This is a genomic window from Colwellia sp. BRX10-9, assembly GCF_014077405.1.
Lineage (GTDB): Bacteria > Pseudomonadota > Gammaproteobacteria > Enterobacterales > Alteromonadaceae > Colwellia_A.
Map to the genome: position 1 here is coordinate 1 of NZ_JACGVV010000012.1, position 24,406 is coordinate 24,406.

At 39.0% G+C, this 24,406-nt stretch carries 19 protein-coding genes; 17 read left to right on the forward strand and 2 right to left on the reverse strand.

Annotated features, from left to right (window positions below):
* Positions 1-83: 83 nt before the first annotated feature.
* Positions 84-773 carry a tetratricopeptide repeat protein gene (locus tag H4J69_RS08955; RefSeq protein WP_182251936.1) on the forward strand — a complete coding sequence of 230 codons (690 nt, stop codon included), beginning with the start codon at positions 84-86 and terminating at the stop codon, positions 771-773.
* Positions 774-979: 206 nt separating this feature from the next.
* On the opposite strand, the gene dmeF is transcribed toward H4J69_RS08955, so the two are convergent.
* The gene (gene dmeF, locus H4J69_RS08960; RefSeq protein ID WP_182251937.1) at positions 980-1,897 is read right to left on the reverse strand and encodes a CDF family Co(II)/Ni(II) efflux transporter DmeF; all 918 of its coding nucleotides are present in this window, start codon (positions 1,895-1,897) and stop codon (positions 980-982) included.
* A 102-nt stretch (positions 1,898-1,999) separates the two neighbouring features.
* Here dmeF and H4J69_RS08965 point away from each other — a divergent pair, with 102 nt between their 5' ends.
* The 7 genes from H4J69_RS08965 to H4J69_RS08995 all read left to right on the forward strand — a co-directional run bounded on the left by H4J69_RS08965 (position 2,000) and on the right by H4J69_RS08995 (position 12,510).
* Positions 2,000-2,275 (forward strand): metal/formaldehyde-sensitive transcriptional repressor, encoded by a 276-nt coding sequence (locus H4J69_RS08965; RefSeq protein WP_182242684.1) that lies wholly within the window; start codon positions 2,000-2,002, stop codon positions 2,273-2,275.
* Between the two features lie 138 nt (positions 2,276-2,413).
* The gene (locus H4J69_RS08970; RefSeq protein WP_259366448.1) at positions 2,414-2,764 is read left to right on the forward strand and encodes a hypothetical protein; all 351 of its coding nucleotides are present in this window, start codon (positions 2,414-2,416) and stop codon (positions 2,762-2,764) included.
* A 286-nt stretch (positions 2,765-3,050) separates the two neighbouring features.
* Positions 3,051-4,520 carry a TolC family protein gene (locus H4J69_RS08975; protein WP_182251962.1) on the forward strand — a complete coding sequence of 490 codons (1,470 nt, stop codon included), beginning with the start codon at positions 3,051-3,053 and terminating at the stop codon, positions 4,518-4,520.
* Positions 4,517-6,112 carry an efflux RND transporter periplasmic adaptor subunit gene (locus tag H4J69_RS08980; RefSeq protein WP_182251938.1) on the forward strand — a complete coding sequence of 532 codons (1,596 nt, stop codon included), beginning with the start codon at positions 4,517-4,519 and terminating at the stop codon, positions 6,110-6,112. Before H4J69_RS08975 ends, H4J69_RS08980 begins: the two co-directional genes overlap by 4 nt.
* Positions 6,113-6,114: 2 nt before the next feature.
* A complete protein-coding gene (locus tag H4J69_RS08985) occupies positions 6,115-9,234 on the forward strand; it encodes an efflux RND transporter permease subunit (protein ID WP_182230789.1) in 3,120 nt (1,039 codons plus the stop codon).
* Positions 9,235-9,400: 166 nt separating this feature from the next.
* Positions 9,401-11,041, forward strand: coding sequence for an acetolactate synthase large subunit (locus tag H4J69_RS08990; protein ID WP_404842491.1), 1,641 nt, complete (start codon positions 9,401-9,403; stop codon positions 11,039-11,041).
* Positions 11,042-11,100: 59 nt separating this feature from the next.
* Positions 11,101-12,510, forward strand: a complete 1,410-nt coding sequence (locus H4J69_RS08995) for an aldehyde dehydrogenase family protein (protein WP_182251939.1) — start codon at positions 11,101-11,103, stop codon at positions 12,508-12,510.
* Positions 12,511-12,651: 141 nt separating this feature from the next.
* On the opposite strand, the gene H4J69_RS09000 is transcribed toward H4J69_RS08995, so the two are convergent.
* On the reverse strand, positions 12,652-13,425 hold the full coding sequence (locus H4J69_RS09000) for a hypothetical protein (protein ID WP_182222616.1): 774 nt from the start codon (positions 13,423-13,425) through the stop codon (positions 12,652-12,654).
* 479 nt (positions 13,426-13,904) lie between these two features.
* Here H4J69_RS09000 and H4J69_RS09005 point away from each other — a divergent pair, with 479 nt between their 5' ends.
* The 9 genes from H4J69_RS09005 (at position 13,905) to H4J69_RS09045 (ending at position 24,064) form a co-directional block, all read left to right on the forward strand.
* Positions 13,905-15,833 carry a prolyl oligopeptidase family serine peptidase gene (locus H4J69_RS09005; protein ID WP_182251940.1) on the forward strand — a complete coding sequence of 643 codons (1,929 nt, stop codon included), beginning with the start codon at positions 13,905-13,907 and terminating at the stop codon, positions 15,831-15,833.
* A gap of 104 nt (positions 15,834-15,937) precedes the next feature.
* Positions 15,938-16,831: a DMT family transporter gene (locus tag H4J69_RS09010; RefSeq protein WP_182251941.1), complete on the forward strand. Its 894-nt coding sequence runs from the start codon at positions 15,938-15,940 to the stop codon at positions 16,829-16,831.
* 639 nt (positions 16,832-17,470) lie between these two features.
* The gene (locus tag H4J69_RS09015; RefSeq protein ID WP_070376774.1) at positions 17,471-17,965 is read left to right on the forward strand and encodes a (2Fe-2S)-binding protein; all 495 of its coding nucleotides are present in this window, start codon (positions 17,471-17,473) and stop codon (positions 17,963-17,965) included.
* Positions 17,966-17,971: 6 nt separating this feature from the next.
* On the forward strand, positions 17,972-20,257 hold the full coding sequence (locus tag H4J69_RS09020) for a xanthine dehydrogenase family protein molybdopterin-binding subunit (RefSeq protein WP_182251942.1): 2,286 nt from the start codon (positions 17,972-17,974) through the stop codon (positions 20,255-20,257).
* A 233-nt stretch (positions 20,258-20,490) separates the two neighbouring features.
* The gene (locus H4J69_RS09025) at positions 20,491-20,871 is read left to right on the forward strand and encodes a VOC family protein (protein WP_182215932.1); all 381 of its coding nucleotides are present in this window, start codon (positions 20,491-20,493) and stop codon (positions 20,869-20,871) included.
* Positions 20,872-21,010: 139 nt separating this feature from the next.
* The gene (locus tag H4J69_RS09030) at positions 21,011-21,421 is read left to right on the forward strand and encodes a PaaI family thioesterase (RefSeq protein ID WP_182215989.1); all 411 of its coding nucleotides are present in this window, start codon (positions 21,011-21,013) and stop codon (positions 21,419-21,421) included.
* Positions 21,422-21,534: 113 nt separating this feature from the next.
* A complete protein-coding gene (locus H4J69_RS09035; protein WP_182251943.1) occupies positions 21,535-21,804 on the forward strand; it encodes a hypothetical protein in 270 nt (89 codons plus the stop codon).
* 442 nt (positions 21,805-22,246) lie between these two features.
* Positions 22,247-23,695: an NAD(P)/FAD-dependent oxidoreductase gene (locus tag H4J69_RS09040; RefSeq protein WP_220469599.1), complete on the forward strand. Its 1,449-nt coding sequence runs from the start codon at positions 22,247-22,249 to the stop codon at positions 23,693-23,695.
* A gap of 54 nt (positions 23,696-23,749) precedes the next feature.
* Positions 23,750-24,064 carry a DUF4144 family protein gene (locus tag H4J69_RS09045; RefSeq protein WP_182251944.1) on the forward strand — a complete coding sequence of 105 codons (315 nt, stop codon included), beginning with the start codon at positions 23,750-23,752 and terminating at the stop codon, positions 24,062-24,064.
* Positions 24,065-24,406 lie beyond the last annotated feature (342 nt).

Consider the following 24,406-nt stretch of genomic DNA (forward strand, 5'->3'; position numbering starts at 1 on the left):
TGTTATATTAAATTTATTCAGATTTTAACCATGAGTTAAGTCTGGTTATATAAAACTTTTTTTACTTTATATGAAGGAATAATATGAAAAGTATCAAACTATTAGCGGGATTTTTAATTGGTTTTTTTTTATTTAATGCCAATGCGGAATCAGCAATAAACTATAGTTATTGTGAGCGCGATTGCAAAATGGAATATAACTTTTTTAAGACATATGCTAGAGAAGGTTCGTCTTTGGCAAACTTAGCGATGGCAATCATGAATTATAGAGGTCATGGGCGTGAAATAAATATACCTTTAGCCAATAAGTTACTGATCCGAGCAGCCAGAGATGGTGAGCCTGGTGCAATGTATCAACTTGCTTATAATATGATGTATGGTTTACACATGGAGCAAGATCTTGAAAAAGCACTCGTTTGGTTTAAAAAAACCGAAAGGTTTAATGTCTTAAACACTAAACGTAATGTTAGTTTGCTAACGCTGCTTTTAAATGAAGAGCAAGTTGAAAAACGACCTTCAATAAAAGCATTACTGAGTAAAGCGAGCCAAACAAAAGAAGAGCGGTTGTCTAACACAGAAAATGATGATGGCATCGAGCATATTGCAGTGACTCATCAGTTCTACTGGGATTATATTTTGTACAATGCCGAGCTGCAAACTTGCACGGTAAAATGTTTACCAACGTCATTCAATACCCTAGTTCCTTTAATTCATGTTGTTAACGAGCAAGCACTGTTGAATGAATTAACATTAGCGGTTAGCGCTAAAATTTAATAATCAATTAATAGCTAGATATTAACCATATGCTGTCAATGCTATGGGAATGGTTATAAAGCTTATCTCACATTAGCAACCCTTTTGGGGCTGCTAATGTGGCTGCATTTTAATTTTAAGGATGAAAAACATCGTAAAAGTAAATTTCAACTTTAACCGCTATTACATCATCAAGTCATAAAATTACCGATGTTTATCGCTTCAAGTTAGGTCATGCATTCACTTTGATCATGGCGTATTTCAATAGATATGTGTGATAACTGTGGTAAAAATCCTTTTAAAATACGTTCATATTCGTTTGAATCTAAAGGCTCGGCAGAGGTTACTTTAAGAATTGCTGCTTGGTGTGCGCTTGCTATTTTCCAAACATGAATATCGTTGATCACGCTATTTTTTTCACTTAATACCGCTGATATTTCATCCATGGTTGATTTCTTTATCGATTTATCAAGCAGTACTTCACTTGATTCTTTAATTAATCCATAAGACCAACGCAAGATAACGATGGCACCGACAATCCCCATGAGTGGATCCATCCATAATAAACCAATATATTTACCCACCAATAAGGCAACAATCGCTAATAAAGAGGTGAGGGTGTCCGCCAGTACATGAAAGTAGGCGGCTTTCATCGTATGGTCGTGCTGGTGATCGTGGTTGTGGTCATGGTGATCATCATGTAAGATGAAAACAGAGGCAACATTCACCACTAACCCTATAATCGCAACAACGATTGCTTCGTTAAAATGAATTGATAGCGGGGCTGACAATCGCTGAGCAGATTCAATTATCATCATCAATGCGACAATCGCTAATGCAATTGCACTGGCAAAACCACCTAAAGAGTTTACTTTGCCTGTTCCAAAACTAAAGTCTTTATTACTGGCATGCTTTTTAGCATAAGAGTAAGCAAAAATAGCAATAAGAAAAGCGGCAGAATGAGTGCCCATATGCCAACCATCAGCAAGCAGAGCCATAGAACCAGACCATGTACCAGCAGCAATCTCAAGTACCATAATGATGGTTGTTAGCCAGAAAACAATTTTTACTTTATTTTCATGAAGCTTACTGTCAATACCAAAATCGTGCGAGTGTTCCCACTGAATACCACTATCTTTTTTCATTAAATATCTCCATCGGTTGCTTAATGCAGTTAGTCATAGCATCAATATATTTTTTGAAATATACTATACCCTAGTATACTACAATTCAAGTAAAGGAAATTTATGTCACATACTGCCGCCGGAAATAAAAAGCTGCTTAGTCGTGTTAGACGAATAAAAGGCCAATCAATTGCTCTAGAGACTGCTTTAGAAGGAGAGCCCGATTGCATGGCTGTTTTGCAACAGGTTGCTGCAATAAAAGGTGCGGTTAATGGTTTGATGAAAGAAGTGCTAGAAGCTCATTTACGAGAGCATTTAGGTGCGGAGGATATGACAAAAGAGCAACGATTAGCAGAAGTAGAAGATGTTATTTCTATTCTTAAAAGTTACTTAAAATAATCACCGTAATTAACACCGATGAAAAGTAGTGATTAATATTTTTTATTGAATAAAAAAAACAGTTATGTAATCATTTATTATTATCATAATATTTTGTTGGCTACTTTGAGATTTCTTTTCCCTAAAACATTAATAGTATTGTTCGTATGTTTGGCCTTTGTTGGTCAGGCAATGGCGTCTACTAGTATGGCTTATCAAATGATAGGTATGAAGGTAATGAATGCGCAGCCACAAGATATGTCTATGATGGATCACAGCGACCACATTATGGCTAGTGACTCAACTGAGCAGTCAGAAAATACAAAAGAAGATTGTTGTACGTCTTCATGTAAATGCTCTGCTGGCGGTTGCTCTATGGTTATCGCATTTATCAAAGGTGTTGCAGGTAACGGACCTGTCGCTAATTTTTCAGCTAAGATTTTTTCTTCTTCTAGTTTGGCTTTAAGCCAACAACCAGCATCTTTGTACCGCCCACCAATATTAAGCTAAATACAGGATAAATGCCTCCAAATTTTGGACCATTTATATCATTACTCTTGTATTAGGCTCTTTTGATATTGCGTTGTTATAACAACTTATCACTGATAAAAAACCTAATTAATCAAAAATATTAATTGATATCCCTCTTGGAGGGGTTATGTTTTCAAAAAAATTCACACCAAAATTAATGGCAGACTTTGCTGTTGGCTCAGATAATAAAGTGCCTGCACTTGCTACTGTGACGCGACCGTTAACATGGGTTCTGACAAACGGTGTTCCATTAAGGAATATGCTGATGAATAATCACAACATCAATAGTAAGTTTTACTTAAAATACAGTGCAGGGCTGCTTGCTTTGATTGTCATTTCTGCCAGCGCCTCTGATGTTAAAATGGTTAAGAGCCCGCCACCATTGTCTTTTATAAAGGCAGTTAAGGTCGCTCAAAAAAATGATCCTTGGTTAACGGGGAATGTTCATCAACAAAACGCTCTTGAATCGATGAGCTCAGCTGCTAGTACCTTACCCGATCCTAAAATGTCAATTGGCTTGGCAAATTTACCGACTAACGGTTTTGACTTTGGCCAGGAAGGTATGACGCAAATTAAAGTAGCTATTTCACAAATGTTTCCACGTGGCGACAGTTTAGCGATTAAAAGCCAACAACTAAAAATTGAAAGTGAAGCGTTTCCCTATCAACGTAAAGACAGAGAATCAAAGGTTGCGGTTACCGTAGGAAGTTTATGGTTGGACACCTATCGAGTTCAGCAAAGTATTGTCTTAATTGAAAAAAACAGATCGTTATTTGAACAGTTAGCTGATGTAGCAACTGCAAGCTATTCATCGGCTTTAGGTAAAACTCGTCAACAAGATATTGTTCGTGCGCAATTAGAATTAACCTATTTAGAAGACAGGTTAGATAAATTAGCACAGCAGAAAAATCACTATGAAGGCATGCTTTTACCCTGGCTAAACACATTTTATAAGACGGGTAGTACAATAGATGAAACGTCATTACTAACTGACTTTTCTTCACATGATATTGTAGTCAGTCATCAATTACCGCAAATAGAGTTAATGAATAGTCACTTAGTTTTGAAAGAAAATTGGCTTACACCAGGAGAGTTGCTGCCATATTTTTCAAATCACCCGGCGGTTATTGCTGTCGATAAGAAGGTGACTGCGACCAAAACAGGGATAAATTTGGCGCAGCAAAAATATAAAACTGAATGGGGTGTAAATGCAAGTTATGGCTATCGTGGCGATGATGCTATGGGAGGAAGTCGCGCCGATTTATTCTCTATAGGCGTAACTTTTGACATCCCCCTTTTTACTGAAAACCGACAAGACAAAGAAGTTCAATCGGCGATATCTCAAGCAGAAGCGGTGAAAACCGAAAAGTTACTATTACTAAGACAACTGCTAGGTGCTTACTCGAGCGCCAAAGGAAGACTATTGCGCTTAAACGACAGACAAAATTTATATAAAAATAAATTATTACCACAAATACATGACCAAGCAGAAGCCTCTTTGACTGCTTATACCAATGATGATGGCGACTTTTCAGAAGTTGTTCGCTCACGTATTGCCGTGCTAAACGCTGAAATCGACGAGCTAACACTTAATGTAGAAGAGCAGAAGATAAGGCTTGAGCTTAATTATCTTTTTATTGGCGGTGCCAATTCGGTCGCTATACAAAACAAAAATAGCAAACTGGCTTTAGACAAAAGTAGACGAAATACGATTATTTCGGGAGAAAAACAATGAGCACATCTACCTCAACAAAATCCGCTAAACCATTAGTTCTTGGCATTATTATTGGTGGGATGCTGACTGTTGCTCTCACTAAACTTATCACTTCGGGCAGTAACTCAGTATCGGATGTTACGTCTAAAGAGAAAGTGCCACTTTATTGGGTCGCACCAATGGATGCCAATTATATCAAAGATAAACCGGGTAAATCACCGATGGGCATGGATTTAGTACCCGTTTACGATGACGGTGGCAAAGGACCCGATGAAGGTCCCGGCACCATTCGTATTTCACCTGATGTTGTTAATAATTTAGGCGTACGCACGGTAAATGTTCAATATAAAAAGCTCAATAGCCAAATTAATACCGTTGGTTATGTTACGTATAACGAAGATAAGCTTGTTCATATTCACCCTCGTGTACAAGGGTGGATTGAGAAGCTCTATGTGAAAGCGGTTGGAGATCCAGTTAAAAAAAATCAGCCATTATATGATATTTATTCTCCTGAGTTAGTTAATGCCCAAGAAGAGCTACTGCTGGCATTAGAGAGAAAAAATAATCGATTAATTAATGCGGCAGAAAATAGATTATCAGCACTACAGTTACCTAAACTAGCGATTAAAGAACTAAAGAAAACGCGAAAAGTACAGCAAAAAATAACTTTTTATTCACCACAAACTGGTGTTGTTGAAAGTCTAAATATCCGTGAAGGTTTTTTTGTAAAGCCAGGTACAACATTAATGTCGGTAGCTAATTTATCAGAAATCTGGGTTGAGGCTGAGGTGTTTGAAAGGCAAGCAAGTTTAGTTAAAACCGCGTTACCCGTTACCATGACACTTGATTATTTACCGGGTCAAAAATGGCAGGGACAAGTGGACTATATTTACCCAATACTTGATGCTAAAACACGTACTGTGAAAGTACGTTTACGTTTTAATAATGAAGCGGGTGACTTTAAGCCTAATATGTTTGCAGAAATTGCCATAGATACAACAAGTGATAAACGAACACTCATTATTCCTAAAGAAGCGTTAATTCGCACGGGTAATCAAGACAGAGTTGTTTTGGCATTAGGAGAAGGCAGTTTTAAGTCAGTTGAGGTTTCTGTTGGGCGTTATGGCAGTGACAGTGTTGAAATACTAACCGGCCTTACTGATGGCGATAAAGTCGTGAGCTCGGCACAATTCTTATTGGATTCTGAATCGAGTAAATCTTCTGACTTTAAACGTATGCATTATCAGCTGGAACAAACAACGTCTGACTCAAATGACTCAAATGACTCAATAGCGATGACGATGAGTGATAGCAATGATAACGTTATCAAAGAGAGTGTTTCCTCTGCAACAGTCAATGGTACCGTTATTTCGACCATGGTAAATCATCGAATGGTGACTATCGACCGAGAAGCCATTGTAAAATGGGATCGAGAAGCCGATAGAGTCGATTTTATTGTCGATGAAGAAGTTGATATAACCTTATTTTCAATCAATGCCTATGTGATGTTTACCTTTGAAGTTCGCGCGGGTAATTTTATTATTGTTAGTGCTATGGCAATGTCGGCACCTGGTGTCGATATAAATAACATGACTAACGACGAAAGGAAATAATGATGATCACTGCTATTATTCGATGGTCTGTTGGTAATCGTTTTTTTGTCTTACTTGCAACATTATTACTGGTGGCTGCTGGTTTATATTCTGTCAGCAAAACGCCTATTGATGCACTACCAGATTTATCTGATGTGCAAGTCATCATAAAAACAAGTTACCCGGGTCAAGCGCCACAAGTTGTTGAAGACCAAGTTACTTATCCCATTACTACAGCTATGTTGTCCGTGCCCGGCGCAGTTACGGTAAGAGGCTATTCATTTTTTGGTGACTCTTATGTTTACGTTATTTTTGATGAAGATACCGATCTTTACTGGGCACGTTCAAGAGTTCTTGAGTATTTAAGTCAAGTTGCCCCAAACTTACCCAGTGATGCTCGCCCTCAATTGGGTCCCGATGCTACAGGCGTGGGCTGGGTATATTTGTATGCCCTAACCGATAAAACTGGTCAACATGATTTAAGCCAATTACGGAGTTTACAAGATTGGTTCTTAAAATTTGAGTTACAAACCGTGCCTGGCGTTTCGGAAGTTTCTGCTATTGGTGGCATGGTTAAACAATATCAAGTACAAATTAACCCAGAAAAACTGCGTGCTTTTGGTATACCTCTCTCTCATATACAACAGGCCATTAAACAAGGTAATCAGGAAATAGGTGCATCAGTTGTTGAGATGGCAGAAGCCGAGTATATGATCAGGACAACAGGTTATATTAAAAGTGTCAGTGATTTAGAAAACATTCCGCTAGGGGTTAACGAGAAGGGAACACCGCTGTTATTAAAAGATGTTGCCGATATAGGCACAGGTCCGCAAATGCGTCGTGGTGTTGCTGAGTTGAACGGCGAAGGTGAAGTTGTTGGTGGTATTGTGGTGATGCGTTTTGGCGAAAACGCACAGCAAGTCATTAATCGTGTTAAAGATAAACTGGAAAAACTCAAAAAAGGTTTGCCCGAAGGCGTTGAGATAGTACCTGTATATGACCGCTCTGCCTTAATTGAACGCGCAGTAGATAACCTAGCCTACAAGTTGCTCGAAGAATTTGGGGTAGTCGCATTAGTGTGTATTATCTTCTTGTTTCATGTTCGCTCTTCTTTAGTGGCAATTATTAGTTTACCGGTAGGTATATTAACCGCTTTTATCATTATGCACTTGCAAGGGCTTAACGCGAATATTATGTCGTTGGGCGGTATTGCTATTGCTATTGGTGCGATGATTGATGGCGCCATTGTCATGATAGAGAATATGCATAAGCATATGGAAAAAACACCCTTAACAAAAGAAAATCGCTGGCAAATCGTCACAGAATCAGCCAGTGAAGTTGGGCCGGCATTATTTTTTAGCTTATTAATTATTACTGTCAGTTTTGTGCCGGTATTTACTTTAGAAGCACAAGAAGGACGAATGTTTGCTCCACTCGCTTTTACTAAAACCTATGCTATGGCGGCTTCTGCGGCGTTAGCTATTACCTTAGTTCCGGTACTTATGGGCTATTTTATTCGCGGTAAAGTGTTAGCAGAGCATAAAAATCCGGTTAATAGATTTCTGACCTTTATTTATATGCCAGCCTTGAAGAAGGTTTTACATTTTCCAAAAATCACTTTAGTTGCGGCATTAGCTGTGTTGGCTATTGGCATATATCCATTGGATAAAATTGGTAGCGAATTTATTCCACCACTTGATGAAGGTGACTTGATGTATATGCCGACAACCTATCCAGGGATTTCTATTGGTCAAGCTCGTCAACTTCTTCAACAAACCGACAAGTTGATTAAAACCGTCCCCGAAGTACAAACCGTGTTTGGTAAAGTTGGTCGAGCTGAAACCGCAACAGATCCTGCGCCACTGACTATGATAGAGACTTTTATTCAGTTAAAACCTCATGACCAATGGCGAGAGGGCGTAACCACAGAGAGCTTAAAGAAAGAACTTGATGCGTTAGTCAAACTACCCGGAGTAACCAACGCTTGGGTTATGCCTATTAAAACGCGTATTGATATGTTGGCAACCGGTATTAAGACACCGGTAGGCATAAAAATAGCGGGGCCACAACTGGACGTTATTCAAGAAATAGGTCAGCAAATAGAAGTCATTTTAGCCGAAGTTCCCGGCACAGCGTCCGTTTATTCAGAGCGAGTTGCCGGTGGCCGTTATATTAAAATAGATATCCAGCGCGCAAAAGCTGCTCGTTATGGCCTAAATATCGCAGAAATTCAACAAGTGGTAGCAACGGCTATTGGTGGAATGAATGTTACTAAAACGGTAGAAGGTTTAGAGCGATATCCCGTTAATTTACGCTATCCACAAGATTATCGTGATTCGCCTGAACAATTATCTTCACTGCCCATAGTGACGCCAAACGGACAACGTATTTCGTTAGGTGATGTTGCCAATATCATCGTAGAAAATGGACCTCCGGGCATTAAATCTGAAAATGCCCGACTCAATGGCTGGGCTTTTGTTGATATTGATGGCGTTGATGTCGGAACCTACGTTGAAGCGGCGCAACAGGTGATTGCTGATAAATTAATCTTGCCTGCTGGCTACTCTATTACTTGGGCTGGACAATATGAATATATGCAACGTGCTAAAGCTAAGCTGACTTATGTGGTGCCATTAACTTTATTTATTATTATTATTTTACTCTATCTGAATTTTAGGAACGTTATTGAAGTGGCGATGATTATGGGAACTTTACCCTTTGCGATGGTAGGAAGCATTTGGTTAATGTACTTAGAAGGCTTTAACTTCTCAGTTGCTGTTGGCGTTGGTTTTATTGCGTTAGCGGGTGTTGCTGTAGAGATTGGGGTTATTATGTTGGTGTACCTCAATCAGGCTTACCAATCGATGCTAAGTGAACATCGCTTAGAAGGTATCATCACTAAAAAAGAAGATGTACTACAGGCTGTTTTACATGGCGCTGGGATGCGTGTTCGTCCTGTTATGATGACTGCTGCTGCTATTATTGTTGGTTTACTCCCTATTTTATATGGCACAGGTACGGGCTCTGAAGTGATGAGTCGTATTGCCGCACCTATGGTTGGCGGTATGTTGAGCGCGGTTATTTTAACATTACTGGTTTTACCAACGCTGTTTTATTTATGGCGATCGTCATCGATAAAATAGTGGCGATAAAAATAGTTTAGCAATCACCCTAATATTCATCGAGGTTATGGCGTTTTAAAATAGCGCCCGTACTTTTAAGTCTCATTGATGGTAGGGTAGTTGGGTAAAGTTTTATAAAGCATTGTGTACAAACTAATGAGGGAAAACTATGAACGAAAATGACAAAATAAAAGCATCCGATTTATTTGTGCAAGCATTAGAAGCCGAAGGAGTCGATCATATCTTTGCTGTTCCCGGCGAAGAAAACCTCGATATGCTCGAGTCCCTTCGCAAGTCGTCGATAAAATTAGTGTTAACTCGCCATGAACAAGGCGCAGGATTTATGGCGGCAACTTATGGACGCTTGACTAATAAAGCGGGCGTTTGTTTGGCAACACTAGGCCCAGGAGCAACAAATTTAGCTACACCTGCGGCCTATGCTCACTTAGGTGGTATGCCCTTAATTATGATCACCGGACAAAAACCAATTAAAAAATCTAAGCAGGGCCAGTTCCAAATTATTGATGTAGTTGGCTTGTTTGACCCCATTTGCAAAATGTCTAAACAAATTGTCCATGGCAATACGATTCCGTCATTAGTGCGTGAAGCTTTCCGTCTCAGTGAAGAAGAGCGCCCGGGTGCTGTATTATTAGAGTTGCCTGAAGATATTGCTGCTGAAGATTGTACGGCAGGGATTATGACACCCCATAAACGTCATTATGCAGGTCCTAATGAGGTGGCACTCGAGGAAGCGGTTACGTTAATAAAGGCCGCTAAAATGCCGTTAATACTTATTGGAGCGGGCGCGAATCGTCAAAATGTTCGAGAGGCAATGTGTGATCTTGTTCACACAACACGTATTCCCTTTTTTGACACTCAAATGGGAAAAGGAGTTGTTGATGAACGCTCAAGTCTCTTTTTAGGCACTGCAGCGTTATCATCTGGTGATTATTTACATTGTGCGATTGAACGTGCAGATTTAATTATTAATATTGGACATGATGTTATTGAAAAACCGCCGTTTTTTATGGAGCAAGGGGGTAAAAAAGTTATTCATGTTAACTATAAATCTGCGAAAGTTGATCAAGTATATTTTCCTCAATCAGAAATTATTGGTGATCTCGCGGCGTCTGTGACTGCTTTAAAAGATAAGTTAGCAGGAGAAGTAAAGTTTGATAGAAGTTATTTTGATAAGGTAAAACTCGCCATAGATGAGCATCTTGAAGAAGGAGCTGACGATAATCGCTTTCCTATTATTCCTCAGCGCTTTGTTGCAGACATTCGAAAAGTCATGGGTGAAAAAGATATCATCGCCTTAGATAACGGTATGTACAAACTTTGGTTTGCCCGTAATTATAAAGCATATCAACCTAATACGGTATTACTCGATAATGCCCTCGCTACAATGGGCGCTGGTTTGCCATCAGGTATGATGGCAGCAATGTTAAACCCTGACCGACGTGTGATGGCAATATGCGGGGATGGCGGTTTTATGATGAATTCACAAGAATTAGAAACAGCAATTCGTTTAGGCTTGAACCTAGTGATCACCGTGTTAAATGATAACTCTTATGGAATGATCCGTTGGAAGCAAGCCAGCTCTGGCTTTGCAGATTGGGGCTTGGAATTTAATAACCCTGATTTTGTTAAATACGCAGAAAGTTACGGCGCAACAGGGCACAGAGTTACCTCTGCTGAAGATATTATTGCTACCTATGAAAAAGCATTCTCAGCGGGAGGTGTTCATCTTGTTGAACTACCCGTTGATTACTCTGAGAATCAAAGGGTATTGATTGATGAATTGGCAGCAAAGGTTTGTTTAATATAAACCTTTTGTCTTAATATCGCTTGTCAGCAAGCATTTTTTAACTTAATAAAGAGCAGATTATGGCCGACTTAGACAAAAATAGTACCGCTGAAACACTCGATGTGGTTAACCCTTATGACCAAACTTATGTAGGTTCAGTTCCAACGGTAACGTGGGATAAAATTGATGAATATTTAGAGACTGCCCAGCAACTCTTCAAAGATCGTAAGCAATGGCTACCTGCCTTTAAGCGGATAAGTATTCTTAAAAAAGCGGCGGTGTTAATCTCACAACGAGCTGATGAATTAGCGTTACTCATCGCAAGTGAAGGCGGAAAGCCGCTGGTCGATGCTCGTGTAGAAGTTACCCGAGCTATCGATGGTGTAGAGCTTTGCGCAAAAGAAATATCGGCATTAACGGGTAAGCAAATACCGATGGATTTAACTGAAGCCGGAGCAGGGCGAATTGCTTTTACCAGTAAAGAGCCTATTGGAGTTGTGGTTGCTGTTTCAGCCTTTAATCACCCACTAAATTTAATTGTTCATCAAGTAGCTCCTGCGATAGCTGCAGGTTGTCCGGTGTTAGTTAAACCGGCTCGAGATACACCATTATCTTGTCAGGTGTTCGTTGATATTATGCACGAAGCGGGATTACCACCTCAGTGGTGTCGCTTTATTACGTGCGAGACATCAACGTCTGAAAGAATGATCACTGACCCTCGCGTCGCCTTTTTTAGTTTTATTGGATCAGCCAAAATTGGTTGGATGTTACGTTCTAAATTAGCGCCAGGAACACGCTGTGCATTAGAGCATGGTGGCGTTGCCCCGGTTATTATCGAAGAAAGTGCCGATATTGCAGCAATGATCCCGAGTTTGCTCAAAGGTGGTTTTTATCATTCGGGGCAAGTATGTGTTTCTGTACAACGTATTTTTGCGCCTCGAAATAAAGCTCAAGCCATTGCAAAAATGCTAGCTGATGGCGCTGAAAAGCTCGTTGTCGGTAACGCTATTGATGAAACAACCGAATGTGGGCCATTAATTCGTCCCAAAGAAGTCGATCGTGTTGAAGAGTGGGTTAATGAAGCCGTGACTGGTGGCGCAACACTTGTTACCGGCGGTAAACGCTTGGGTGATACTACTTATGCGCCAACAGTACTGCTTGAACCGCCAGTTGATGCAAAAGTTTCTAACATGGAAGTTTTTGGTCCAGTCATTTGTGTTTATGGCTATGATGACATTGACCAGGCTATTGCTCAGGCTAATTCACTAGACTATGCTTTTCAGGCATCGGTGTTTACCAAAAATCTTGATGTTGCGATGAAGGCGATACAGGAATTAGACGCTACAGCTGTAATGGTCAACGACCATACTGCCTTTAGGGTTGATTGGATGCCTTTCGCTGGGCGCAAAAGTTCAGGATATAATACCGGAGGCATCGCTTACACTATGCATGATATGTCTCAGGATAAGATGGCCGTTATTAAGCTCTAATACAGTAAGCGCTAATACAGTGAGCTTTAATATAGTGAAATAAATAGTCTTTATAAAATAAAAGCGTCTTTAGTTGTTACCAAAGACGCTTTTTTATTCGCTCTATACGCACTTTCATTCGGCGCCTAGTCATCAAATACCTTACATCGATAAATCTTCACGTAATATGTAAATGTTATAAGAAATTTCATCAAAGTGTGATGACCATCTTTGCAGTACTTTTTTAGCTTTCTTTGGACTATCCAAATGTTTAGCTAGTAATTTACTAAACTTAATATCTGGTGGAGCCATAGCTCCATAAGTCATGTAAGGAATAGCCAGACTCATTTCAAGTGTGCCATTGACTCTGTCATACCATAACCAATTATATGGCCAATTTTCTTTTTTAGCCGCATCACTGATGATTTTCTTATCTTTTTCTAAAGCTTCGCTGTGTCCTAACTTCAGCTGATAGGTATTAACACCGATATATTTATAAGTAACATCTGCTGGCCAATGACTGTTGTTTAGATCATTTTCAGCGCGGTGGTGTTCATAATGAGAAATATATTTGCTGACATTTTTACGCCAGTTTTCAGAGGCTTTCGCTTGAATGTTCCACTGACGGTAATCATCAAGCTCTGACCAAGTATTGCAACAAGACCGAACGATGTAAGCATCCATATTTGCCCCCATATCAGCTTGATAAACAGACCAGCTTCGTGGGTCTTTCATTAATTTTCGATAGGCAATGTGGTCTATAAACGCTTGTTCAAAATTAGCTGTTTGTCCTGGTTTTGGTACAAATAACCACACATTAGCAATGTTTTTTACTGATTTTTCTTCTGCACTTACCGGTACTGACACCCAACCTAACATTAAGAACAAGGTTAATAGTACAAAATAAAATAATATTACTTTTAGATTTTTAGTCATGTTGGCTTCCTTTATATGATTGTTCATCCATGACAACCGCCAACAACTAAATGGAATATGGAAGAGTAATAATAATACAAAGTAATCGTATTATTATTTGAGTTGGTTCATCAAAAGTGTAGGTGAAAAATTAAATAAAAGCCATTTATTGAGGCATGCTCATGCAATAACTTTGTGCTTTAACCGTTTGAGTTACTGTTACTTGGCTTGTCGGTAAAGCCAGAAGATTTTCTGCTATTTATTACCTCACCGTTTTATCCAAGCAAGCGTTATGGATGCTTAATAAAAACTCATTTTATTATAATAAGTTAGCTATAAAGGCTATGGTAAAACTGTCGAATAAATATTGCCCTTTATTAAAACGCAAGGATATAATAAACAGAAATATAATAATAAAAGGATGTTCTGTGTATCCCCAAACAAAAAAAATACTGACCTTAGTTTTCATGTTTTTCAGTTACTGTTCCATGGCTATCGCGTTGGAAAATAAAAATATAGAAAACAAACTAGCGGTAAAAAACCTCGATATTAATACACTCTTTGAGGAAGACGATTACCGTGATGTTAGTTTATCTCCTGATGGTAAACACCTTGCTTTGATCCAAGATCAAAAAGGGACGCCTGTTCTTATCATCGTTGCTGTTGATACGATGAAAGCGATTAATCAAATTTCCTTTGCCAATAAAGACAGTGTCGGTCAATACCGATGGGCAAATAATGAAAGATTACTGGTTTTTCTTGCCAGTAAAAAAAGAAATCAAGAGAGGAAGGGCTACTATGGTGAAATTTATAGCATTAATATAGATGAAGATGAAGGTGACTTTATTTTTGGTGTCCGTTCACTTGTTCGTCGAGGAAAAATAAAAAAAGGCACTAAAGACCACGATTACGAAAAACATTTGGCGCATCCTGAAATAATCAGCATGTTAAAGGATGACCCCGAACATATCATTATTTCAACGTCACAATATAATGATAAAGGTATGTGGGTTTTTAAGTTAAATATATATGAGGGTCAAATAGAAACGTTAGCAAAAATTGAAGATAGCAAGGCAAACCATCAAACGACTCAGCTAGATTACTTCGATGAAAGCCAAGAGTTATGGCTTAGCAGCAACACGGAAGATGATGATATTACTATCGCGCGTTATGATTTTGATGATGAGTCTTGGTTGTACTATAAACCTAAAAATGCAAGCTCTAGCTTATCTATTATCAGTACTTATAAAGATCAAAAGCAACTAGTGGTAAGTGATTATTGTGGTAACGATACTATTTCTATTTGTTTATTTAATCCAAAAACTGAGCAATTATCGACGTTATATACCGTGGATGGTTATGATACCAACTGGCTTTACTTAGATAATCAAAGTAGACCTTTTGCCGTCTCTTACTTTGACGAGTACCCGCAATATAAAATTTTAGATAAAAAGCATCCTATGGCTGAAAAACTTTCGGACTTCTTAGGACAATTTGCCGGTTATCACATTAACGTTAGCTGGGATAAGACATTTGAGACCAAAGCCTTAATCTCTCTTTCGAGCGACATTCAACCGACCTTATGGTATTTATTTGACCGTGAAACCAATAAGTTGAGTTACGTTGCACATAGCAAGAAGGGTATTGATACTAAGAAATTACATCCGCAATACTCGTTTAAATTTGACGCAAGAGATAACACCCCCATTCAAGGATATATAACCTTACCAACAAAAACGACTACTGCCGCAGTACCTGCTGTTGTTTTAGTTCACGGTGGCCCACATGCTCGAGATTATTGGGGATTTAATCCAGAAGTTCAATTATTAGCTTCGAGAGGCTATGCAGTGGTTCAGGTTAACTATCGTGGTTCAACAGGTTTAGGTTGGAAATTTGAAGCCGCTGGTTTTGGCCAATGGGGAGATAAAATTCAGTATGACATTTTAGATGGCATCAATTATTTGGTCGACAAAAAATATATAGATAAAAGCCGTCTCTGCATCATGGGCGCAAGTTTTGGCGGTTATAGTGCTATTCAAAGCAGCATTATTGAACCTGATCTGTTTAAGTGTACTATTGCTCGATCAGGGGTTTATGACTTGCCATTATTGGTTGATCACGAAGAGCCTGAGGTAGCGAAAGTATTAATTAAAAGAGTCGGTCTAGAAAACATCCAAAAAGCCCATTCACCGATTCATAAGATTAATTTATTAAAAGCACCCGTTTTATTAGTACATGGCACCAAGGATGACAGAACACCTTTAGAGCAAGCAGAAGTATTACTTAAGCAATTAAAGAAGCATAACAAGTCGTACGAATGGTTTGAAATTGAAAATGAAGGGCATAATTTTTATAAGTCTGACAACCGAATTATATATCATGAAAAAGTGCTTCAATTTCTAAACAAACATAATCCGGTTACTTTATAATGGCTGCTCCCTTGTGCGCAATGGTATAAGGGAGATTTACTGGCTAATTGCAGCCAAGATATTACCTAAGTCAGTAATCTAGTGTTTTTTAAGTGGGATTTTTTTTGAACATCAATTTTATAAAAATTATTGCGAGTACTATTTTTGCCCTTTTAGCGTTTGCGGCAAACTCTGTGCTATGTAGGTTAGCATTAGGTGATAATGCCATTGACGCAAGCAGTTTTACTATTATACGGCTTCTTTCGGGCATTATTATATTAATTCTTGTGCTGCAACTAACACGTAAATCAAATGAAACAAAACCTAAATCTAAAGGCAGTTGGTTGGCGGCAGGTATGCTCTTTATTTATGCTATCGCTTTTTCATTTGGCTATATCTCATTAGATACAGGAACAGGCGCACTGATTTTATTTGGCGCAGTACAAATAACGATGATTATGGCGAGTGTAATTTCAGGTAATAAACTTCATTTTACTGAATGGGTAGGACTCATTATTGCATTTTCTGGCTTTGTTTATTTAATCGTGCCGAGCCTAGTAACACCATCATTTAAAGGCTTTATACTTATGGCTGTTTCAGGTGTTGCTTGGGGACTTTATACCCTTGCTGGCAGAACATCTAAAAATCCACTTAGTGATACCGCCTATAATTTTATGAGAACATCTCCTTTTATTTTAATACTGATAATTTTTGGACTTAATGATGCTCATATAACACCAATGGGAATATTACTTGCGGTATTGTCTGGTGGTATAGCTTCAGGCATAGGCTATTTTGTTTGGTATATAGCGCTGCGGGGACTCTCTGTTACACAAGCCGCTGTTGTGCAGTTGTTTGTACCTGTTATTGCTGCTGCAGGCGGAATAGTGTTTGCCAATGAACTGATTACATTACGTTTGGTTGAGTCATCCGCTTTAGTGCTTGGTGGTATTTTAACGGTGATCTTAGGTCGATACTATTTTGTTCAGTTAGCAGCAAAGAAGCCACCCATCACTTAATGCATGTTTTTAATCAGCACTCAGCTGACCATTATTGAAAAGTTAGCGTCTTAGCTTAACATTAATGCACATCGCCATTTATAATCGTTTAACCGCCTCATTCATACAACCGATAATCCCAAGGGTTAAGTGGGATTGATCCACATCACTGTGCAGCATCGCACGAAAGCTCAATAGTACCGAAATAGCCCAATAGTACAGTTATAGGGTTCGATCGTATGCGACATTCTTAAACTAAGTGACTACAATAATAGTAATTTTGTACTATTGTACCTTTTTGGTGATAGCGGTCCCGTCGAAAATAGCGCTAATTCTGATGGCGAACGCTTAGCTTAGTTTAATATTTTCCCTTAATGAGGAAAAATAAACCTAAGGTGCTAACCTATGAAGGTAGTAATAAATATTATTGCTCAAACTTTTGATTTTTTAGGCATAAGTTAACTATAAATAAACGCATCATTATATAATTATCAATAAGTTGTTCAAAGTTTATCTTAAGGTAGAAGTTTGCGCTGTTGAAAATAATTCAATCTGTTAATACAGAGATAATCAGAAATAAAAATCAGCTACTTTAATAAGTGGTGTACTTAATAAATAGATGAGTTGATAATTTTTTAGCTCAGTTTTGGAGAGAAAGTTATGATTGCATTCAAGTTAAATGGGAAAAATGTTTCCTCTACTGCAGAGGAAGACACGCCTTTATTATGGGTTATCCGTGATGAATTTGGCTTTAAAGGCACAAAATTTGGCTGTGGTATTGGAATGTGTGGTGCTTGTACTGTACATATCGATGGTGCGGCGATCAGAACCTGCTCTTTTCCATTAATAGCCGCCGCAAATAAAAATATCACCACGATTGAAGGTTTAGACAACAATCATCCATTACAGCAAACCTGGATCGATGAACAAGTACCTCAGTGCGGCTACTGTCAATCTGGACAAATTATGCAGGCCGCAACTTTGCTAGCCAGTAATACTTCGCCAAGTGACCAAGAAATTGTTGATCATATGAGCGGCAATTTATGTCGTTGTATGGCGTATATCCGTATTCAAAGCGCCATTAAAAGTGCTGCAGATGTTATGTCAGCCGATGTACAAACTTTTGATCCACGCTCTTCAACCCAACAATCATAAAGGCGTATGACAATGCAAAATATTAAAGATGCAAAAAACAATGTCAGCTTATCTCGCCGTCGTTTTTTAGTTGGTACGGTCAGTAGTACATTATTAATGGCTTTCGCCCCCCTAGCTAGCGCCGCCAATATCGGGCAAAGCCCACAAGAAACCCTGAAAAATAAATTGTTTTCGCCAACTGTATGGTTTGAAATTAACCCACAGGGCGATGTGAACATTAATATTGCTAAGGCAGAAATGGGGCAGCATATTGGTACGGCACTCGCACGTGTTGTGGCGGATGAGTTAGGCGCAGATTGGTCTAAAGTCTCTATTACTCATGTAGACACTGACCCTAAATGGGGTTATATGGTCACGGGCGGTTCTTGGTCAGTATTTCAAACGTTTAAGCCACTTTCTCAGGCTGGGGCAGCCGGTCGTATTGCGCTAATAGAAGCCGCGGCAAAAATATTGAATTGCCCAGCAGAGCAATGTCGTGTTGAAAATGGTGCAGTAATTTATCAAGAACAATCGTTAAGTTTTGGTGAAATTGTCACTCAGGGCACCTTTAATCGTGTCTTTACACCAAAAGAAATTGATGCCTTACCCTTAAAACCAGCCAGTAAAAGAACATTAGTCGGCAAGCCTAGTTTAGCCCTCGATATTCCCGATAAAACCAATGGCTCGGCGGTTTATGGTATTGATGTTGAGTTGGAAGGGATGGTTTATGCTCGACCTATTGTTCCACCAACACGTTATGGCACTAAGGTCACCAATGTTGATGATAGTGCGGCTAAAAAGGTTAAAGGTTATCTTGGCTATCATATTTTGCAAGACCCAAGTGAAAACATTCAGGGCTGGGTGAGTGTCGAGGCTGATACTTATTACGGCGCGATTAAAGCCGGCGATGCGTTAAAAGTAAGCTATCAAGCGGGTAAAACAGCCAAAGTTAGCGAGCAAGATATTATTAAAGAAGGTGAGCGTTTAGTTGCTGATGAAAACGAAGGTGGGTTGTTTATTAATGACGGCGACTTTTCAGCGGCGAGTGCTAAAGCAGATAAATCTATTAATGCTGTTTACCGCACGCATACCGCGTTACATTTTGCTTTAGAGCCAGTTAACGCAACGGTAGAAGAAAAAAATGGTCTGTGGCACGTTTATACCGGTAATCAATGGCAGTCGTTAACTTTGCCAGCGATCGCTAAAGCGCTACAAGTTTCAGATGAAAATGTTGTTATGCATCAGCAATACTTAGGTGGTGGCTTTGGTCGTCGTTTATTTGGCGATTATGCGATTCCAGCTGTATTAACGGCTAAAGCCATTGGCAAACCGGTAAAAATGGTCTTTACCCGAGAAGATGACTCTAGATTTGACCAACCAAGATCGCCTTCGGTTGTTTCGTTTCAAGCGTTATTTGATCAAAAAAATAAATTTACTGGCATGCAACACGCACTTGCTGCGGGTTGGCCAACCTTATCAATGGCGCCAGGGTTTATGCCTGAAAGTCTAGATAAAAAAATTCGTGTCGATATGTTTTCCACCAGTGGTGCAGATCATTGGTACAGCATGGAAAACCATCGTGTGCGCGTGGCTAACAATAGCCTAGCACAACAAACTATGTTGCCTGGTTGGTTAAGATCCGTAGGGCAGGGTTGGATTGTTTGGGGATTAGAATCATTTATTGATGAAATAGCGCATCAAAGTAAAATGGATCCTATTGATTTTCGTTTATCTATGCTTGATGGTTTAGGAAAGCAAGCGGGTAAAGCACCAGAAAGTGTTGGTGGTGCTAAGCGGTTAGCTCACGTATTAACTAGGCTAAAAGAAAAGACCGCCAATGTTAAGTTAGGAAAAAACGAAGCGATTGGTGTTGCGATAAGTGCGGGACAAGAACGTACCATGCCGGCTTGGATGGCTTGTGCCGCTCAAGTACATGTCGAACCTAGCTCTGGCACAATCACGGTTAAGAAATTGACTATGATTGCTGATGCCGGCGTTATTATTCATCCTGATGGCGCTTTAGCTCAAGTACAAGGGTCAATGCTATGGGGAACAAGCTTAGCATTACACGAACAAAGTCCGATAGAAAATGGTCAAGTAAGTAATCTTAACTTAAACACTTACACTCCATTAAGAATGAATGATGTACCTGAGCTTGATATTGAATTTGTTGAAAGCGAAGAGTTTCCTGTTGGCTTAGGTGAGCCAGGCGTTGTGTCAATAGCGCCCGCTATCGCCAATGCTATTTTTCAGATAACAGGAGTTAGAGTACGAGATTTACCTATTAAGTCAGCGGCGTTAGTAAGTACATAAAATATTATTAGTTTTTTGAATAGCTAATATGGTCAATAAGAAAGATGGTCATAGGTAATAATAACAAAGCCTTTTGTGTTGATAATACGTCACTAAAGGCTTTTTTTATAAGTCAGTAAAAGATAAGGTAGTACTCAATTGTCTTATTAAATTGGCTAACTAAAAAATAAATATTATAGCCGACAAGTTCAGTGGCCTTTAATAGCCTGATTAATATTAATAGGGAGAAAAAAATGTTCAGTCATATAATGATCGGCGCAAATGATGTCGCACAATCAAAGGTTTTTTATGATGCCATTCTTGGTGCCATGGGCCACGAGCCTGGTGTAATTGACGCCAAAGGTCGTTGTTTTTATTTTACCAAAAACGGAGTTTTTGCGCTAAGTAAGCCGATAGATGGTAAGCCTGCTAGTCATGGTAATGGCTCTACTATTGGTTTCGCAGCTGATAGTACCGCTATTGCTGATGCATGGCACGCAGCGGGTGTTGCTAATGGTGGTCGTGCGTGTGAAGACCTTCCGGGTGTAAGAGATGGAACGATAGGTAAGATTTATCTCGCTTATTTACGTGATCCCTCAGATAACAAAATTTGTGCGCTTCATCGAATCGTTTAAAAATAATTGTTAATTTTTACTACCATAATAATTTACAAAAGTAAGGGCAAAAACAGCTTTAAATATGTCCGAAATAGTGGCTTTTAGACATCTTACAGTCAGTATTATTTGCCTTTAGTTTAGTGTTTTTTGGAGAACTATCTTGGCGACTAAGCAAGAAGTAACAGACTTTATGAGAACAGAGTTTCCACAGGCCAAGTGCATTGTTGAAGCTGTTGGAGAACAATCAGCAATAATAAGGCATACCGTAGGTTTTGATGAATTAAGGCCAGGTGGAACTGTATCTGGCCCCGTGTTAATGACCGTTGCCGATTGTGCTCTATATGTGGCTATTCTTGGTGAAATAGGCATAGTTTCTCTTGCTGTGACCACCAGCCTAACCATTAACTTTCTGAGAAAACCCTCTTCAAGCAAAGATATTATTGGTAAATGTACCTTACTAAAAATAGGGAAGTCACTCATTGTTGGAGAGGTATCCTTATACTCTGAAGGTGATGTAAACCCTGTTGCACATGTTGTTGGAACTTATTCAATACCTAAAGCAAGATAAATTAAATAAGTCTATAAAGAAGCAGGGATAATTATCGTTCGAGCCTCATTTTGTATTACACTATTATCAACAATGACGTGTCACTTGACCTTCTGTTATGTCTTTAGGAACTTATGAAAAAAAATTCTATCCCACAGTTTATCGGTGTCATCATTAGTTTTGTTGCTATTTGGTTAGTTAATGATTTCTTTTTGGTTGATCAATGCTTAGATAATGGTGGTAGCTTCAATTACAGCAAAGGTGAATGTGTATTAGTTAATGGTGAAATACAAGCATCTGATTTAGGGAAGTACTTAATCGCCATCTATTTTTTTATGGGCTTATTAATTGCGTTGTCGGTTTCAATGCTCATTCAAAAAATATGTAAAACTGAGCAAGAATAAACACTATCGACTACTAATTTAATCGGCTATTAATTACTCTACCATTGGCGTTGGTTCTATATATGCTGAGCTGAACGCTAAAATAAAGGTAACATATTATACGATTACAAGTCGCTACGTTAAGTGGCGTATTTATTGAATATTGAATATGGGATCTTGAATCTATATATCCACTGTTTTTTCGCTATAGCGTTAATGTTTTCATCAAATGAATGTCTTCTTGATAAAAAGCAGTCTAAAATCCTAGCCCATCAGTTTTTCTTGCAAAATTATGGCTAAATAATTACTGCTATTATTAATTGCAACGATATAGTAAGCCATTTAATTGTTATAGCCTTAGTGAAATGTACCGCTTGGCATTTAACTCTAACATGAGTTGTTAACACGATTTTTCCGCAAAAGTGAAGTTAAAATCAGGTCAAATAAACAGGAACTTATAAAGTTGAACAACGAAGAAATTAATTGGACCATTTGTCAGCAGTGCCAAGGGCTTGGTCAAAAAAATAAAAGACCACGCAAAAAAATGCGACTTCAGTATCAGCGTCAGTTGGATGAATTTGAACAAAAACAAAGCGAAGGTACACCTCCAGTTCGTCCTAAGGGACATTTATTTGATTGTTTAAATTGCAATGGAACTGGCCTTGTTCAGGCGAAAGATATTACCACCGCAGATAAAGAAAACTACCCACATATTGCTATTATCGGCGGCGGTATAGGCGGTGTTGCGCTAGCAGTTGCTTGTTTACACCGCGGTATTCCTTTTACACTTTATGAAAGAGACAGTGGCTTTGATACTCGCTCTCAGGGTTACGGACTGACATTACAACAAGCCAGTAGAGCGATAGCAGGGCTTGGCATTTCTGTGTTAACCCAAGGCGTTATTTCAACTAGGCATGCTGTTCATACCACCACGGGTAAAGTTATTGGTGAATGGGGGATCAGAAAGTGGCACCCCTCTGCGGTGAAATCGTCGGTTAAACGAACCAATGTTCATATCGCTCGCCAATCTTTGCGTTTAGCTTTACTTAAGCAACTCGTTGGTGACAACCAAGTAAAATGGTGTCACCAATTAGTAGGTTATAAGGAGTCGCTGGCGGGAGGTGTTGATTTGAGTTTTCAGGTCGAAGGTGAATTGAAAAGCGCCAAGGCCGATCTTGTTGTTGGCGCCGATGGTATTCGCAGTTCAGTGCGAAAATTGCTGATAGCTGATGATAAAACACCTCTACGTTACTTAGACTGTATTGTTATTTTGGGTATTTGTCCTTTGGCGGCACTCGAAGGACTTAAAAGTTCACTGCTGGACTCAGCGACTGTTTTTCAAACGGCGAATGGTAATGAACGTATTTATATGATGCCTTATGCGTCTGACTCTGTGATGTGGCAGCTGAGTTTTCCGATGCCTGAAGCGGAAGCTAAGGCATTAAGCGCTAAAGGTCCTCAGGCATTAAAAGACGAAGCGTGTCGAAGAACTCAGTGGCATGAACCTATACCGCAAGTTTTAGCTGCTACCTTGGTGGCTCAAGTTTCTGGTTATCCCGTGTATGACCGGCCATTACTCGAAGCAGAATTATTGCAGCAAGGACAACAATCGACGCTCATTGGTGATGCGGCTCACCCGATGAGCCCATTCAAAGGACAGGGAGCAAATCAAGCGCTTCTCGATGCGTTGTCGCTTGCACGAGGCATATCGATAGGATGTCGGCCATTATCTCAATGGCGAGATGCTGGCATAAGGGAAAGTGTACTCAATGAGTTTGAAGAAGAAATGCTAGCGCGCAGTGCCTCTAAAGTGAAAGATTCTGCAGAAGCGGCAAAGTTTCTACATACCGACACTGTACTTCATGAAGGTGATGAACCTAGGGGCCGTTGCCTTCAAAGAGATGGCTTGTAAGTAAACCTTGACTGAGCAGGCTTGTTTTTTCCGTTATATTTATAGAGAGTTTTTATGATCTGTTGGCCATGTGTTTTAAAGTTAGAAGGCGAAGATGAGCTTACATATTTAGCCTCTGCGCTAGATTTTATTTCAGAATGTCAGGATTTAATTCTTAGCGATGAGGATTATGTTATAGATTCTATGGGTGTTTGCTATTTAATAGAATGTGTATCACAACAACGAGTGCTAGTTAAAAAAGGGCGAACAGTCATTATAGCGGAAGTTTTAGATTTGATCCGTGCTCATGAGTTTAGTAAGGCGGAGCTTTGTCTCACTAAAATATATTTTTTAACAGTAGCAGATGCTATTAATTCACTACGCTATTAAATCAAAGTGAACAGCTAATGAGTGGTACAACTGCAGAAAGCCTATCTATTAGGGTTAATTAGCGATTATGTTTTATATAAAACATAATAAATGCCTATCATTACGCGCTATCATTTATTTAATAGCATCATCATTTTGTTAATTAACTCATGATATCAAACACGTAAAATTATTTTATAAATACGCCTTTTATAAAACTTTATACACAGCCATAACTTTATTTCTTTTCTCTCATTAATGTCTACGCATAAATTGCTTTAGCGATATTTAGCAACTATATTTATTTTATGTTTACGTTATATTAACTTTTAATTTACTTTTTTGTATGGATAATGTACAGCT